The following is a 13,930-nucleotide window of genomic DNA, read 5'->3' on the forward strand; positions in this document are numbered from 1 at the left end:
TTGTTCAATCCTGTTGGCGCAAACAAGGCAATGTTAGCCCTAAATCGCCGCTTTCATGCATGTTAGCGATAACGAGCCTGGTTTACATTTCCCCCGCGGCTGGTATGACGCTGGCAACAGAACGCGCCGCTTTCAGGCCAAACCAAGGATGGACAGATGAGCACCATTATCGACATTCACGCCCGTGAGATCCTCGACAGCCGGGGCAACCCGACGGTTGAGGTCGACGTGATCCTGGAAGACGGCACCATGGGCCGCGCTGCTGTGCCCTCGGGTGCCTCGACCGGCGCCTATGAGGCGGTGGAAAAACGCGACGGTGACAAATCCCGTTACATGGGCAAAGGCGTGCTGGAAGCGGTTGCCGCGGTGAACGGCGAGATTGCTGAAGAGCTGGTCGGCTTTGACGCCTGTGAGCAGGTCGCCGTCGATATGGCGATGATCGAGCTCGACGGCACCGAGAACAAGGCCCGTCTGGGCGCCAATGCGATTCTGGGCGTGTCGATGGCGGTGGCCAAAGCAGCTGCCGATTTCACCACCCAGCCGCTGTACCGTTATATCGGCGGCACGTCGGCGCGGGTGCTGCCGGTGCCGATGATGAACATCATCAACGGCGGCGAGCATGCCGACAACCCGATCGACATTCAGGAATTCATGATCATGCCGGTGGCCGCGGAGAACATCCGCGACGCGGTGCGCATGGGCTCCGAAGTGTTCCACACCCTGAAGAAGGAACTGTCAGCGGCAGGCCTGTCGACCGGGATCGGCGACGAGGGCGGCTTTGCCCCGAACATCGCCTCCACCCGCGAAGCGCTGGATTTTGTTCTGAAATCCATCGAAAAGGCGGGCTACAAGCCGGGTGAAGAAATCTATCTGGCGCTGGATTGCGCAGCGACCGAATACTACAAGGACGGCAAATACGTGCTGTCCGGCGAGGGTAAGACCCTGTCGTCGGAGGAAAACGTGGCCTATCTGGCGGCGCTGGTGAACGACTACCCGATCATCTCGATCGAAGACGGCATGGGCGAAGACGACTGGGACGGCTGGAAGGCCCTGACCCAGGAGATCGGCGGCAAGGTGCAGCTGGTGGGCGACGACCTGTTTGTGACCAACCCGGCGCGTCTTGCCGAGGGTATCGAGCGCGGCTGCGCCAACTCGATGCTGGTGAAGGTGAACCAGATCGGCACCCTGACCGAGACCTTGAAGGCGGTCGATATGGCGCATCGTGCGCGCTACACCAACGTGATGTCGCACCGCTCTGGCGAGACCGAGGATGCCACCATTGCCGACCTCGCGGTTGCCACCAACTGCGGCCAGATCAAAACCGGCTCACTGGCGCGCTCCGACCGGCTGGCGAAGTACAACCAGCTGATCCGGATCGAGGAAATGCTGGGTGAAGTGGCCGAATACGCAGGCCGCTCGATCCTGAAGCGCTGATCGCAGCCGCTTGATCATTGCACTGTGCCCCGGCAAGGCTGGGGCACAGAAAACCCCGGCTCCGGAAAGAGCTGGGGTTTTCTGTAAAGACGTTCGGGTTGCCTTATGAAAACACTTTCCTTTGCTGCGCTGGCCGTCGCTGCCGCAGCTTCAGCCTCTGCGGCTCCTGGCGCCGAAGAAACCTGCAAGGCACTTGCCGCCCGCATGCAGGGAGACGGGCCTGGAATGAACCTGTGCACCTGCACTTACAAGCTGGCCGATAACATCTTGGATGGAGACATCAAGACGCTGCTGTTCCTGTCCTGGACAGACGGCATCGACCGCCGGGCAGAAGCTGATGCCCTGAAACCCCGCGGACGGGCCAGCAAACAGGTCAAAAAGCTGGAGCGGGCAGTCAGAAAGAAATGTTCGCCGTTTTGACATCCTTTGGGATAAGGCCGGTTTACCAATTTTTTCCTGTCATGGGAAATTTTTGACAGGGAACGCCTTCCGCAAGGTCATGGCCGGGCGTTGACCTGCATCAATTCCCGGCCCTGTCGGAGCAGGCATTCTGCAGCTGAACTTTCAAAGCAGGAGCTTGTCATGACCCCCGCGCGTTTTATCGTCCTTTCACTTATCTCCCTGCAGCTGCTGCTTGCAGCCTGTACCGCACCCGATACCTATCCTATCAGTGGCGAAGAATGCGGGCCGTCGGACCCGGTTCAGGATCTTGATGCCAGCGATTGCCTGACACCGATTGTCTCCTGATCAGCAGATCCTGGCGTCTTTGCTTTCCTGACTGCAGCTTACCTTGCCTGCCTGAAGACGGCGGGAAACGTGCCTTTCTTTGCGTAAGTTTGCCGGGTTCCGCGAATTCAGGTTTCTCTGACGCTGCGTGTACGGGCGGGTGCTGCTTGTGTGGCCCGGTTCACAGACGGTCCATCACGGACATGTTATCTCTGTCTTACGCGGTCCGGTTGTTACCGCGGGAGAGGAGAGACCGCCATGTCATATCGAGGTTTACGGAGATTGGCAGTTCTGGCGGGTCTTTCCGTACTGCTAGGGTGCAGCGGGCCGGGATACTACCCGCTTGGCGGGGGAACCGCTGCACCGTCGGATCCGGTCAGAAGTATGAGTGCAACGGCCGGTTTCATGAACCATCCGGGAATTTAGGACCGGATGGCTGGCGCCCTGGCCGGGGGCAGAGCGTCAGAACCAAGGGGTGAGCGGCGGCACATCTTAGTCCGCCGCGGTGCATGAGGTTCCATCACCGCGCGAACTGGCACATTGTTTTGTCTGGCTGTTTTGAATTGCCACCGTGCCTGCCGCAGCTCCTACTGCCATTTCGGCAGCGATAGAACAGGCTCTTTGGGGGGAGAGCGGGCCAAAGGGTGCGGCATGACGGCTGTGCCCTTTGGCTTACAAGTCCTTCGTCATCAGCATGTAGGTGTCGCGCGGCTTGAACCGGGTGCGCAGATAGAGCCGCTGGGCGGTTTCGTTTTCACGGTCCACCTCCAGATGCAGGGCACGCAATCCAACTGTGGCCAGGGTTTTCGGCAGTTCAGTCAGCACCTCGGTGGCGACGCCGCGGCCGCGCACGGCGGGGCGGATGTACAGTTCATCCACAAAGCCGTCCATGCCGCCGAATTCCACAGACCAGCCAAAGGTAATGACGATATAGCCGATCGGCGCGCGGGTCGGGCCGATCAGGTAGACGGCGCCGTAGGGGTGGCCGTTCAACAGAGGCTCAACCCCGGCGCGGCGGTGGTCCTCGGTTGTTTCCAGACCGGATTCGGCATGGAATGCGGCAACCAGAGACAGCACCCTGTCCAGGTGTTCGGGCTTGGCGAGGTGCAGGGCGGCGCTCATAGTCGGGCGAGCCTTTCGGTCAGGAGTTTAAAGAAACCGTCCGCGTCGGCATCGCCGATAAACAGGGCGTTGGGTTTGCGGTCTGTGACGCCCCACCAATCGGCGACGGTCATTCCGAGGGTGAGGTCCGAACCGGTTTCGATCTCGACGTTCACATGGCGGCCGCAGAACAGGCCGGGCTGCAGCAGCCAGGCGATGACGCAGGGGTCATGCAGCGGGCCGCCTTCGGAGCCGTATTTTTCCACATCGAAGCGTTCGAAGAAATCCAGCATATCTGCGGTGAAGGTGCCCACGCGGGAATTCAGGGCGCGGATCGCCGCGGTGCGGGGTTTGGTGGCCAGAACCTTATGCGTCACGTCCAGCGGCATCACAGTGATCGGTGCGCCGGATCTGAACAGGATTTCAGCGGCTTCCGGGTCGACGTAGATGTTGAATTCAGCCGCCGGGGTGATGTTGCCGACCTCGAAATAGGCGCCGCCCATCATCACGACTTCCTGCACCCGTTCGATGATATCGGGGGCGGTGTTGAAGGCGGCGGCAATGTTTGTAAGCGGTCCCAATGTGCAAAGGGTGACAGTGCCCGCCGGTTCGCGGCGCAGGGTGTCTATGATGAAATCGACGCCGTGCCCTTCGGCCAGCGGCATGTCCGGCTCCCACAAATCAGGCCCGTCAAGGCCGGTTTGGCCATGCACATGTTCGGCGGTGATCAAAGGCCGGCAAAGCGGTGCCTTGCTGCCCGCGTAGACCGGCACATGCGGCTGGCCGGCAGCTTCGCAGACAATCCGGGCGTTCTTGCTGGTGAGCGGAAGCGGCACATTGCCTGCGACGCAAGTGATACCGAGCAGATCCAGGTCTTCGGGACTGGCCAGTGCCAGCAGGATGGCCACTGCATCATCCTGTCCCGGATCGGTGTCGATGATGATTTTTCTGGGGCTCATGGCGCACTCCGCTGGTGGTGAGCTGTGAGACTACGCGCAGTTTTGCCGGGATTGAACCGCTGCCGCACAGGTCTGCGCAAATTTCCGGGCATTTTCTGCGACGGATGTTTGCGGGTGCCGCGTTTGGTTCCTATGTTTGCTTGACGCAACGGCAATGCGGGCGGGATGGCCCGGCATCCGTGGTGGAATTTTGTCAGGCCCGGGTTCGGGCAGTATTGGTGCGCCGCGGTTTAGCGGCAAACGCAGATAATTGATTTCAATGGGGAGTTGATCCGATGGCCAAAGAGCCCAAAGTTGTTGGCGATATCCTGAAGGACAAGAAGATGACCGCGGCGTACATGGAGTACTGCAAGCGGCGCTATTGCCTGAACGAATTCATGTTCACCCAGAATAAAGGTAACCCGGACTCCCTGTGGACCCGCTACATGGACCAGAAAAAGGGCAAGGAGCCGGTGAATATCACCTCCAAGACCTATAACGCGGCCAAGGTTCTAGCGGAGAAGGGCGACTTCAAAAGCGGTGACTGGAAGAAGATCATCGCGACCGGCAAGGATGAGGTGGTGAAGATGCTGAACAAGGACGTCATGGGCTTTACCGGCAGTGATGAGTACAAGAAATACGTCGCCGAGAACGGCATGGGGGATCCCAAAAAGGCGGCCAAGCTGCTGGGCATCAGCGACGTGAAGAAGCTGAAGGACGTGATGGTCAATATTGCCGTGAATGACAAGAAATCGGCGGAGAAGCTGTGGAAAGATCTGATGAAGAAGGAAAAGATCCTGCAGGATTTCAAGACCATCATGGGAAATTTGAAAAAGGCCGGCCTGGCCTGAAGCCTGCGGCTGTCACCCGGCGGCTGCGCCGCCGGGTTCGTTTGAGTATTTTTGAAAAGGTGAAACTGGCAGTCTGGGCTAGGTGCGCTCGTCTGCCTTCACCGCGTCCCAGAGCGCGTCCATTTCGGCCAGATCACTGTCCTCCGGGCGTTTGCCGCGGGCGGCGAGCTTGGCTTCGACGCCTTCAAACCGGCGGGTGAATTTGGCGTTGGCGGCGCGCAGGGCGGCCTCGGGTTCAACCCCCAGATGGCGGCCCAGGTTGGCCATCACAAACATCAAGTCGCCGAATTCTTCTTCGACTTCCGTGTGGGTGAGGGTGTCGCGGGCTTCGACCAGTTCGGCGCATTCTTCGGTGATCTTGGCGATGACGTTATCCGCTGAGGGCCAGTCAAAGCCGACGCGCGCGGCGCGTTTCTGGAGTTTATAGGCGCGCAACAGGGCGGGAAGGCCAACTGCGACGCCGTCCAGGGTGCCGGTTTCGGCTTTGCCTGCGCGCTCGGCCGCCTTGATCGCCTCCCAGTCCTGGGTCTGCTGCTCGGCGGATTTTTCGCGGCTTTCGTCGCCGAAGACATGCGGATGGCGCGAGACCATCTTGTTGGACATGGTGGTGACCACGTCCTGGAAGGTGAAATGCCCTGCCTCCTGCGCCATTTGGGCGTGGAAGACGGATTGAAACAGCAGATCGCCCAGCTCTCCCTTCAACTCGTCCCAGGCTTCGCGTTCGATTGCATCGGCAACTTCGTAAGCCTCTTCAATGGTATAGGGGGCGATGCTGGCGAAATCCTGTTCGACGTCCCAGGGGCAGCCGGTATAGGGGTCGCGCAGGCGCGCCATGATTTCCAGCAGACGCTCGATGCCTGCTGTTTCATTGTGGATCAGATCTGTATCGGGCATTGCGGCGGCTCTTGTTCCAGTGTCAGATGCATCAATCCCGAGTCTGAAGCAGGAGTCCACCCCAATGCCCGTTGTGAACCGAATTGCCGATTACGCCGAGGAGATGAAGGCCTGGCGGCGGCATCTGCACCAGATCCCGGAGCTGGCGCTGGACCTGCCCAAGACGGCGGCGTTTGTGGTGGAGCGGCTGCGGGAATTCGGCGTTGATGAGTTGCATGAGGGCATCGCTCAGACCGGCATGGTGGCGATTATCAACGGGCAGGGGGAGGGGCCGACCATCGGCTTGCGGGCTGACATGGATGCGCTGCCGATCCCGGAAGAAACCGGGGTGGAGTATGTTTCGGGCCACGAGGGCAACATGCATGCCTGCGGCCATGACGGGCACACCACGATGCTGCTGGGAGCGGCGAAATACCTGGCGGAGACACGCAATTTCAGGGGCCGGGTGGCGCTGATCTTTCAGCCCGCAGAGGAGGCCATCGGCGGTGCGCGCATCATGGTCGAAGAAGGCATCATGGAGCGGTTCGGTATCGGTGAGGTTTATGCGCTGCACAATGCGCCTGGCCTGCCGGAGGGGCATTTCCTGACCACGCCGGGGGCGCTGATGGCCGCGGTGGATACCTTTCACATTCACATTCAGGGGCAGGGCGGCCATGGGGCGATGCCGCATGAAACCCGCGATCCGGTGATGGCGGCCTGCGGTATGGCACAGGCGATCCAGACGATTGTGTCACGCAACCATCACACGCTGGAGGATCTGGTGATCTCGGTCACCCAGATCCACACCGGCAGCACCGACAACGTGATCCCGGACACTGCCTATATCAACGGCACCGTGCGGACCTTTAACCCGGAGGTGCAGAAGATGGTGATGCGGCGGATGAAGGAGATCGTGGCGGGCCAGGCGGCGAGCTATGGCGTTGAGGCGGAGCTGGACTATGAAATTGGCTATCCGGCGACGTTCAATGACGCGGAGAAGACCGGTTTTGCGGTGGAGGTTGCCAGGGAAATCGCAGGCGCGGGAAATGTCGAGCCTGATGGCGGGCGCGAGATGGGGGCAGAGGATTTTGCCTATATGCTGCAGGCGCGGCCCGGATCGTACTTGTTTTTGGGGCAGGGCAGCACCGCCGGGCTGCATCACCCCAAGTATGATTTCAATGATGCGATTGCGCCGGTCGGTGCATCGTTCTTTGCCCGTCTGGTGGAGCGGGCGCAACCGGTGGGCGGTTAGGGGCCTGCACTGATGACAGGGGCTTGCAAAGCGGCTATTTGATCAAAAGCTGAAGCCGCAGAACAGGGACGCACCGCCATGGCACTGGAAGACGCAAAACATATGATCGACCACGCCTTTACCCGCGAGGATCTTAAGGGGCTGAGTTTTGAGATCACCTTTGGCGGGGCGATGTCCTTTTTGCGCCGCAAGTACACCAAGGATCTGACCGGTGTTGATATTGCCGTCACCGGTGTGCCCTTTGACCAGGCGGTGACCAACCGGCCCGGCACACGGCTGGGGCCGCGGGCGATCCGCGAGGCGTCCTGCTTGCAAAGCCCGGACGAACCCTATGGCTGGCCTCATAAACCGCTGAGCACGCTGGCGATTGCCGATTACGGCGACATGGCTTTTGATCATGCCAATGTGCCGGGGTTTCCGGCGGCGCTGACGGAGCATATCCGGGGTATTCTGGCGCAGAACACGGCCTCGGTTGTGCTGGGCGGGGATCATTACATCAGTTTTCCGATCCTGAAAGCCTATGCGGAGAAATACGGGCCGATTTCGCTGCTTCAGTTTGATGCCCATACCGACACCTGGCCGGATGACAACATGGACCGGGTGGATCACGGAACCATGTTCTATAAGGCGGTGAAGATGGGGATCGTGGATCCGGCGACTTCGGTACAGGTTGGGATCCGCACCACCAATGACGATACGCTGGGCGTCAATATCATCGATGCCCCGACAGTGCATGAGATCGGCCCTGTTGAGACCGCCAAGCGGATCAAGGCGATCCTGGGAGATCGCCCGACCTACCTTACCTTTGACATCGACTGCCTGGACCCGGCTTATGCGCCCGGCACCGGCACGCCGGTCTGGGGCGGGCTGACCTCGGCGCAGGCCGCGCGCATCCTGCGGGAGATTGCCGGCATCAATATCAAGGGTGGTGACGTGGTGGAGGTCTCTCCCCCCTTTGACACGACCGGCGCAACTGCTATTGCCGGGGCACATGTGGCGACGGAGATCATCTGCCTTCTGGGCTGGAACATGAGAGACAATGACTGACTTCAATCAACCGATCAGCGGAAATGACCTGGCCCGGTTTTCAGGGCCGAACACCTTTATGCGGCTGCCGCAGGCAACCTCGCTGGACGGCTTGGATGTGGCTGTGCTGGGGGTTCCGATGGATATCGGCACCTCGTGGAGGTCGGGCACCCGGTTCGGCCCCAAGCAGATCCGCGCTGAAAGCGCGATGCTGCGGCCCTATAACATGGCCACGGGGGCGGCGCCGTTTGACAGTCTGAATATCGGCGATATCGGCGATCTGGCGATCAATACGTTTTCGCTGCCGGAATCGCTGCGCATCATTCAGGAAAGTTATGAGGCGATCCTGTCCGGCGGGGTGATCCCGGTGGCGATGGGCGGCGATCATTCGATCACCCTGCCGATCCTGCGCGCCATTGCCAAGAAGTACGGCCCCGTGGCGCTGGTTCATGTGGATGCCCATGCGGATGTGAACGACGAGATGTTCGGCGAGCGCGAGACCCACGGCACTGTGTTCCGCCGCGCCTTTGAAGAAGGGTTGATCGTTCCGGACAAGACCTATCAGATCGGCATCCGCGGCACCGGCTATGCCGCCAGCGATTTTTCCGAGGCGCAAAGCTGGGGTTTCCAGCATTTCCCGGCGCAGGAATTGTGGGGGCGGCAGCTGCATCAGATGGGTGCGGAAATTCGCCGCGATATCGGCAATAGGCCGGTCTATGTGTCTTATGATATTGATAGTCTTGATCCGGCCTATGCGCCGGGCACCGGCACGCCGGAAATCGGCGGGCTGACCACGCCGCAGGCGCTGGAGCTGATCCGGTCGCTGAAGGGGGTGAATATCGTGGGCTGTGACCTGGTGGAGGTGTCGCCGCCTTATGATCCCTCGGGCAATACCGCTTTGGTGGGGGCCAATCTGCTCTATGAGCTGCTGTGCGTGCTGCCGGGGGTGGCGACAAAATAAGCGGTCCGGCCTGAACGTCAGGCCGGGGGAGGGCCGCAGAGGGAGGAGGCAAGGGTTGACCTTGAAACCGCAATGAGGCGGCTGATGCTGCTTGGCTGGCTGGTACTGGCGGCAGGCATTGCTGTGCTGGGCTTTGTCCGGCTGGCGCCAAGCGATCCGCTGGACTGGAACACCCAGCCGGAGTTCACCGAGGACAAGGAATTCCGCGGCGGCGTGTTCCGGGTGGTGCGCAGCGGCCCGGACGGGCTGGAGCGGTTTCACCGGATTGCCAGCCACGCCCCGCGCACCAGCGTGCTGGCGGGCGGCCCGGACGACGGGATGGTGACCTATATCACCCGCACCCAGGTGCTGGGGTTTCCGGATTACACCACCGCCGCGCAGGACGGCGATTTGCTGAAGGTCTATGCAAGGCTGCGGTTCGGCCGGTCGGATCTGGGCGCGAACCGGGAGCGGATCAATGGCTGGCTGGCGGAGATGGAAAATGCGCCGCAGGCCGCCGCTGCTGGAGAGTAAAGCGGGGCTTCCGCCTGTTCGCGGGCTTTTATGAAAAGCCCCTCGCAGTTGGGCCGGGCGCCGCGCAAAAGCGCGGCGCGGGCTCCGCCGCCTGAGGCGGCAGAGCCACTGGTTTGGCTGAGAAGCGCTTCAGGGGCAGGACTGCCTTGAAGACGCCAGTCTGGTTGTGTGTGTTTCTGCCGCGTCAAGGGCAAGCCGCGCTGGCGCGCGGTGGCTGCGCCACCCTTGACCCGGCGGTGCGGCGGCGTTGGTTTTCAAAGAATGACGGTGCTTGAAAGCTCTAATAAGAAGCTCCTATGCAATAGGGGCTACTGATTAAGGACGAGACATATGACAAGTGATTACAAAGATATGCTTTGCTACCGGCCGATAATGGCTCATGGAGACAAACGGTCAGTAACCTTCGAGTTTTCACCAACGGCCGGAGATCCGCCCAGCCCATGGCCTGAAGGAATGTGGACGTCACGCATTCGTCATATCGAGGCAGGATGTTTTGATGAGGAGACAAAGCGTAACTTTGCCAGCCACTGGACGCTTATAAACCCGGATGTACGGGATTTGCCTGAGGTTCTAGGTGAATTTAAAAGGATAGATCGTTCTTTTCCTGCATTCCGTCAAGAGTTGATGGAAGCCATTATGGCTGCCGATCCCGAGCTTTGCAGTTATGTGCCCGTATCACATTTGTACGATTTGCGGCATGGCAGGGTGATCGACAAGCCGGAGTATTTCTTTGCCGCGGTTCGCCAGACAAAGGATTCGCTGGATGTTGAAAACAGCGAAACCAGGACCATTTCCTTTCAAGATGGATCGACCATTCCGGGTCTTATGCCCAAAAGCCGGGTTCACAGGTCCTCACTGAAGGGCGCAATGCTGTGGCGCGACCAGAAATCTAGAGAAGTCCTGTGCACCAGTGAGTTCAAGGCACTGGCCGAGGCTGTCGGCTGCGTGGGAATGAGGTTTTACGAAGTAGGAATTTCTGAGGTCTGAAACCAGCCCGGCGAGCCGGGGGTACTGGTCTGCCAGATTAGAAACATCAGAGCAGCGGTACCTGCGGTGGCGCGCTCGACATGCCGGTCACATCCCCCAGCGACGCCGACAGGCAGCTGTTTTGCACTTCGCGCCACATCGGCACGTTCAGGGACATCTGGCATTGCGCCATGAACATGCGGCCGTCGACTTGCAGGCAGCGCAGCTCGCCTAGTTCCACGCGGGAGCCGGACTTGTCGGTGCAGTAGCAGTCAATGGTCTTGCCGCCTGGTCCTGTCACATCTGCCAGCGCCAGGCCGGGCAGGGTGAGGAGGATTGTGGCAATAAGAACTCTGGCATGTCGCATTGCTCTAGCATATCACATGAGGGCCGATTGGCCAAAACATGAACAAGAATAGGCGCGCCCATGGTCCCCGAAGAGCGGCTGGAACAGATCCTGCAGCGGTTTCAGTATCTTGAAGCCGCAATGGCGGATGGTGCCGGGGGCGGGGATATTGCGGCGCTGGCCAAGGAATATTCCGGCCTGCGCCCGGTGGCGGAGCAGATCAGCGCCTACCGTAAGTTGCTGAGCGATCTGGATGAGGCCGAGCTGATGCTGAGCGATCCGGACATGAAAGATCTGGCCGAGGAAGAGATTCCTGCGCTGAAGGCGGCGATCCCGGAGGCTGAACAGGCACTGCAGCTGGCCCTGCTGCCCAAGGATGCCGCGGATGGCCGCCCCGCGATGCTGGAAATCCGGCCCGGCACCGGCGGTGACGAGGCGGCGCTGTTTGCGGGTGACCTTCTGCGGATGTATCAGCGCTATGCCGAGGGGCAGGGCTGGAAGGTCGAGATCATCGAGGAACAGGCGACCGAGCTGGGCGGTATCAAGGAAGTGGTGGCGCATATCAAAGGCGAGAACGTCTTTGCCCGGCTGAAGTATGAATCCGGCGTGCACCGGGTGCAGCGGGTTCCAACGACCGAAAGCGGCGGCCGTATTCATACCTCGGCTGCCACCGTGGCGGTGCTGCCGGAAGCCGAGGATGTGGACATTCAAATTGATGCCAACGACATCCGCATTGACACCATGCGCGCCTCGGGTGCGGGGGGGCAGCATGTGAACACCACCGATTCGGCTGTCCGTATCACCCACCTGCCGACCGGGCTGATTGTGACGTCGTCGGAAAAATCCCAGCACCGCAACCGCGAAATTGCCATGCAGGTGCTGAAAACCCGTCTCTACGATCTGGAACGGCAGCGGATCGACAGCGAGCGGTCTGCGGACCGGGCGAGCCAGGTGGGTTCGGGCGACCGCTCAGAGCGCATCCGCACCTATAATTTTCCGCAAGGGCGGATGACAGACCACCGTATCAACCTGACGCTTTACAAGCTGGATCAGGTGATGGGCGGGGATCTGGACGAGATTGTCGATGCGCTGACGGCGGACAATCAGGCGCGGCTTCTGGCCGAGATGGGGCAGTGAGCATGGCGGAGACCGCGGCACAGGCAATGGCTGCAGCGACGTCCCGGCTGCGCGCGGCAGGGGTTCAGGATCCGGCGCGGGATGCACGGGTGCTGCTGGCCCATGCAGCGCGTATTGAAGCCAGCCGTGTAACGCTGATCGCGCCTGAGGAACTGGCAACCGAAGTGGCAGAACGGTATGAGCAGCTGATTTCGCTGCGTGCGGTGCGGGTGCCGGTGTCGCATCTGATCGGCGAGCGGGAGTTTTATGGCCGCCGTTTCAAAGTGTCGCGCGATGTGCTTGACCCGCGCCCCGAAACGGAGATCCTGATCGAAGCGGCGCTTGCGGACCCTTACGTGCGGGTGCTGGACCTGGGCCTTGGCTCCGGCTGCATCCTGGTGACGCTGCTGGCGGAACGGCAAGAGGCGACCGGGCTGGGCGTGGACATCAGCGAGGCGGCCTGCCTGCAGGCCAGCGCCAATGCCGTTTTGCACCGGGTAGAAGCGCGGGCAGATATTCAGCAATCGGACTGGTTTGACAATGTCACTGGGCAGTTTGACCTGATCGTGTCGAACCCGCCCTATATCGCGCTGGAGGAAATGGAAGGGCTGTCTGCCGAGGTGCGGGGGCATGAACCAGGCATCGCATTGACGGATGGCGGCGACGGGCTGGGGGCCTACCGGAAGATTGCTGCGCAGGCTGCAGCGCATCTGTCGCCCGGCGGGCGGGTTCTGCTGGAAATCGGCCCGACGCAGGGCCAGGCGGTCTGTGCGCTGCTGGAAATGGCTGGGCTGAACGGCATTGCGGTGCTGCCGGATCTGGATGGGCGGGACCGGGTGGTGCGGGCGCATTCCGGTTCAAATCGCGGTTTTTAACGCGGAAATTCGCGATTTCGTAAGAAAAACAAAGAAAACTCTATTGTGCCTCTTGTCTGTGGCTTCGTAACATGGTTACTCAAGAGGAGCCGCTTCAGGAGAACGCTTTCCAAGCCTTCCCGCGGCATCAAGCCCAAAAAAGCTAATGATCCGGCGCTAAGACGCGTAGAACAGGGTCTACGGCGCATTAACTCAAGGCTTACGCTAGGCATATGAGATCGTCAAAATCACGTTCACGTTCCAAGTCGAACCGGAATCGCCCGAATGGCGTCAATGTTGTCAACCGGGTGTTCGACAGCTCCGGTCCCGAAGGCAAGGTGCGCGGAACCCCGCAGCAGATCATTGACAAGTACAATCAGCTGGCGCGGGACGCGCAGCTGAGCAATGACCGAGTTGCGGCAGAGAATTTTCAGCAGCATGCAGAGCATTATCTGCGGCTGCTGAACGAAGCACAGCGCGAAATCGATGCGCGCCGCGAAGAGCAGGAGCGGCAGAACCGCGAACGCCAGGCTGAGCGCGACCGCGAACGCACCGAGCGGCTGGAACGCCAGGAGAGGGAAGCCGCGGCTGCCGCGGCGGCACCGCCCGCGGCCGATCCGGCAGCGGCCCCGCAGCCCGAGGTGATCGACCCGCGCGGCGACAATGGCACTGGCGGCGACAGCGGCTTGGTGGAAACGCCTGAAAGCCAGTCGGCAGCACCTGCTGAGGTCCAGGCTGAAGCACCGGCCAAAAAGGCTCCGGCCCGCAAGCCCCGCGCACGCAAACCCGCAGCCAAGGCTGACGATGCGCCTGCGGCAGGTGAAGGCGGCGAGGCACCCGCGCCGAAAAAACCGGCCCGCTCGCGTGCCAAGCCCAAGCCGAAGGCCGAAGAAGGCCCGGCAGAGGCGGCTGAGTAATCAGCGCCGGATCCGGCAAACGAAAAGACCCCCGGCGCTGACTGCCCGGGGGTCTT

16 protein-coding genes are annotated in these 13,930 nt (G+C 60.9%); 12 read left to right on the top strand and 4 right to left on the bottom strand.

From position 1 onward, the window contains the following. Nucleotides 1-156 precede the first annotated feature (156 nt). The 3 genes from eno to A2I95_RS16325 all read left to right on the top strand — a co-directional run bounded on the left by eno (nucleotide 157) and on the right by A2I95_RS16325 (nucleotide 2,181). Nucleotides 157-1,434, top strand: a complete 1,278-nt coding sequence (eno, locus tag A2I95_RS16315) for a phosphopyruvate hydratase (protein ID WP_291731071.1) — start codon at nucleotides 157-159, stop codon at nucleotides 1,432-1,434. 105 nt (nucleotides 1,435-1,539) lie between these two features. After that, nucleotides 1,540-1,854 carry a hypothetical protein gene (locus A2I95_RS16320; protein WP_291731073.1) on the top strand — a complete coding sequence of 105 codons (315 nt, stop codon included), beginning with the start codon at nucleotides 1,540-1,542 and terminating at the stop codon, nucleotides 1,852-1,854. A 162-nt stretch (nucleotides 1,855-2,016) separates the two neighbouring features. Then, nucleotides 2,017-2,181 carry a hypothetical protein gene (locus A2I95_RS16325; protein WP_291731075.1) on the top strand — a complete coding sequence of 55 codons (165 nt, stop codon included), beginning with the start codon at nucleotides 2,017-2,019 and terminating at the stop codon, nucleotides 2,179-2,181. A 651-nt stretch (nucleotides 2,182-2,832) separates the two neighbouring features. On the opposite strand, the gene A2I95_RS16330 is transcribed toward A2I95_RS16325, so the two are convergent. Both A2I95_RS16330 and A2I95_RS16335 read right to left on the bottom strand, forming a co-directional pair. Continuing rightward, nucleotides 2,833-3,282: an N-acetyltransferase gene (locus A2I95_RS16330; protein ID WP_291731077.1), complete on the bottom strand. Its 450-nt coding sequence runs from the start codon at nucleotides 3,280-3,282 to the stop codon at nucleotides 2,833-2,835. Next, entirely contained in the window at nucleotides 3,279-4,220 is a 942-nt protein-coding gene (locus A2I95_RS16335) for a nucleoside hydrolase (RefSeq protein ID WP_291731079.1), read from the bottom strand. Before A2I95_RS16335 ends, A2I95_RS16330 begins: the two co-directional genes overlap by 4 nt. A 275-nt stretch (nucleotides 4,221-4,495) precedes the next feature. Between A2I95_RS16335 and A2I95_RS16340 the strand changes: the two genes are divergently transcribed. After that, entirely contained in the window at nucleotides 4,496-5,050 is a 555-nt protein-coding gene (locus tag A2I95_RS16340; RefSeq protein ID WP_291731081.1) for a hypothetical protein, read from the top strand. Nucleotides 5,051-5,128: 78 nt separating this feature from the next. Here the strand turns inward: A2I95_RS16340 and mazG are convergent, their stop codons facing one another. Next, the gene (gene mazG / locus A2I95_RS16345) at nucleotides 5,129-5,944 is read right to left on the bottom strand and encodes a nucleoside triphosphate pyrophosphohydrolase (protein WP_291731083.1); all 816 of its coding nucleotides are present in this window, start codon (nucleotides 5,942-5,944) and stop codon (nucleotides 5,129-5,131) included. 64 nt (nucleotides 5,945-6,008) lie between these two features. On the opposite strand from mazG, the gene A2I95_RS16350 reads away from it, so the two are divergent. From A2I95_RS16350 to A2I95_RS16370, 5 genes are all read left to right on the top strand, one after another. Then, the gene (locus A2I95_RS16350; RefSeq protein WP_291731085.1) at nucleotides 6,009-7,175 is read left to right on the top strand and encodes a M20 aminoacylase family protein; all 1,167 of its coding nucleotides are present in this window, start codon (nucleotides 6,009-6,011) and stop codon (nucleotides 7,173-7,175) included. A gap of 78 nt (nucleotides 7,176-7,253) precedes the next feature. Further along, the gene (gene speB, locus A2I95_RS16355) at nucleotides 7,254-8,222 is read left to right on the top strand and encodes an agmatinase (protein WP_291731086.1); all 969 of its coding nucleotides are present in this window, start codon (nucleotides 7,254-7,256) and stop codon (nucleotides 8,220-8,222) included. After that, a complete protein-coding gene (speB, locus tag A2I95_RS16360) occupies nucleotides 8,215-9,162 on the top strand; it encodes an agmatinase (RefSeq protein ID WP_291731088.1) in 948 nt (315 codons plus the stop codon). The genes speB (A2I95_RS16355) and speB (A2I95_RS16360) overlap by 8 nt, the downstream gene beginning before the upstream one ends. A 72-nt stretch (nucleotides 9,163-9,234) precedes the next feature. After that, a complete protein-coding gene (locus A2I95_RS16365) occupies nucleotides 9,235-9,675 on the top strand; it encodes a DUF1499 domain-containing protein (protein WP_291731090.1) in 441 nt (146 codons plus the stop codon). A gap of 330 nt (nucleotides 9,676-10,005) precedes the next feature. Next, nucleotides 10,006-10,662, top strand: a complete 657-nt coding sequence (locus tag A2I95_RS16370) for a DUF1629 domain-containing protein (RefSeq protein WP_291731092.1) — start codon at nucleotides 10,006-10,008, stop codon at nucleotides 10,660-10,662. 46 nt (nucleotides 10,663-10,708) lie between these two features. Here the strand turns inward: A2I95_RS16370 and A2I95_RS16375 are convergent, their stop codons facing one another. Next, nucleotides 10,709-11,008, bottom strand: a complete 300-nt coding sequence (locus A2I95_RS16375; RefSeq protein ID WP_291731095.1) for a hypothetical protein — start codon at nucleotides 11,006-11,008, stop codon at nucleotides 10,709-10,711. Nucleotides 11,009-11,068: 60 nt separating this feature from the next. On the opposite strand from A2I95_RS16375, the gene prfA reads away from it, so the two are divergent. The 3 genes from prfA to A2I95_RS16390 all read left to right on the top strand — a co-directional run bounded on the left by prfA (nucleotide 11,069) and on the right by A2I95_RS16390 (nucleotide 13,874). Then, complete coding sequence (gene prfA / locus A2I95_RS16380; RefSeq protein ID WP_291731097.1) at nucleotides 11,069-12,124, top strand: peptide chain release factor 1; 1,056 nt, start codon at nucleotides 11,069-11,071, stop codon at nucleotides 12,122-12,124. A 2-nt stretch (nucleotides 12,125-12,126) separates the two neighbouring features. Further along, a complete protein-coding gene (gene prmC / locus A2I95_RS16385) occupies nucleotides 12,127-12,978 on the top strand; it encodes a peptide chain release factor N(5)-glutamine methyltransferase (RefSeq protein ID WP_291731099.1) in 852 nt (283 codons plus the stop codon). Nucleotides 12,979-13,190: 212 nt separating this feature from the next. Continuing rightward, a complete protein-coding gene (locus A2I95_RS16390; RefSeq protein WP_291731101.1) occupies nucleotides 13,191-13,874 on the top strand; it encodes a DUF4167 domain-containing protein in 684 nt (227 codons plus the stop codon). Nucleotides 13,875-13,930: the final 56 nt, after the last annotated feature.

The organism is Leisingera sp. F5, assembly GCF_001593695.1.

Bases quoted from the DNA above. Each gene is read 5' to 3' on its own strand.
- mazG (WP_291731083.1), bottom strand. From the start codon at position 5,944: ATGCCCGATACAGATCTGATCCACAATGAAACAGCAGGCATCGAGCGT.
- A2I95_RS16335 (WP_291731079.1), bottom strand. From the start codon at position 4,220: ATGAGCCCCAGAAAAATCATCATCGACACCGATCCGGGACAGGATGAT.
- A2I95_RS16350 (WP_291731085.1), top strand. From the start codon at position 6,009: ATGCCCGTTGTGAACCGAATTGCCGATTACGCCGAGGAGATGAAGGCC.
- A2I95_RS16390 (WP_291731101.1), top strand. From the start codon at position 13,191: ATGAGATCGTCAAAATCACGTTCACGTTCCAAGTCGAACCGGAATCGC.
- speB (WP_291731088.1), top strand. From the start codon at position 8,215: ATGACTGACTTCAATCAACCGATCAGCGGAAATGACCTGGCCCGGTTT.
- A2I95_RS16365 (WP_291731090.1), top strand. From the start codon at position 9,235: ATGAGGCGGCTGATGCTGCTTGGCTGGCTGGTACTGGCGGCAGGCATT.
- A2I95_RS16370 (WP_291731092.1), top strand. From the start codon at position 10,006: ATGACAAGTGATTACAAAGATATGCTTTGCTACCGGCCGATAATGGCT.
- A2I95_RS16320 (WP_291731073.1), top strand. From the start codon at position 1,540: ATGAAAACACTTTCCTTTGCTGCGCTGGCCGTCGCTGCCGCAGCTTCA.
- prmC (WP_291731099.1), top strand. From the start codon at position 12,127: ATGGCGGAGACCGCGGCACAGGCAATGGCTGCAGCGACGTCCCGGCTG.
- A2I95_RS16330 (WP_291731077.1), bottom strand. From the start codon at position 3,282: ATGAGCGCCGCCCTGCACCTCGCCAAGCCCGAACACCTGGACAGGGTG.
- prfA (WP_291731097.1), top strand. From the start codon at position 11,069: ATGGTCCCCGAAGAGCGGCTGGAACAGATCCTGCAGCGGTTTCAGTAT.
- A2I95_RS16340 (WP_291731081.1), top strand. From the start codon at position 4,496: ATGGCCAAAGAGCCCAAAGTTGTTGGCGATATCCTGAAGGACAAGAAG.
- A2I95_RS16325 (WP_291731075.1), top strand. From the start codon at position 2,017: ATGACCCCCGCGCGTTTTATCGTCCTTTCACTTATCTCCCTGCAGCTG.
- A2I95_RS16375 (WP_291731095.1), bottom strand. From the start codon at position 11,008: ATGCGACATGCCAGAGTTCTTATTGCCACAATCCTCCTCACCCTGCCC.
- eno (WP_291731071.1), top strand. From the start codon at position 157: ATGAGCACCATTATCGACATTCACGCCCGTGAGATCCTCGACAGCCGG.
- speB (WP_291731086.1), top strand. From the start codon at position 7,254: ATGGCACTGGAAGACGCAAAACATATGATCGACCACGCCTTTACCCGC.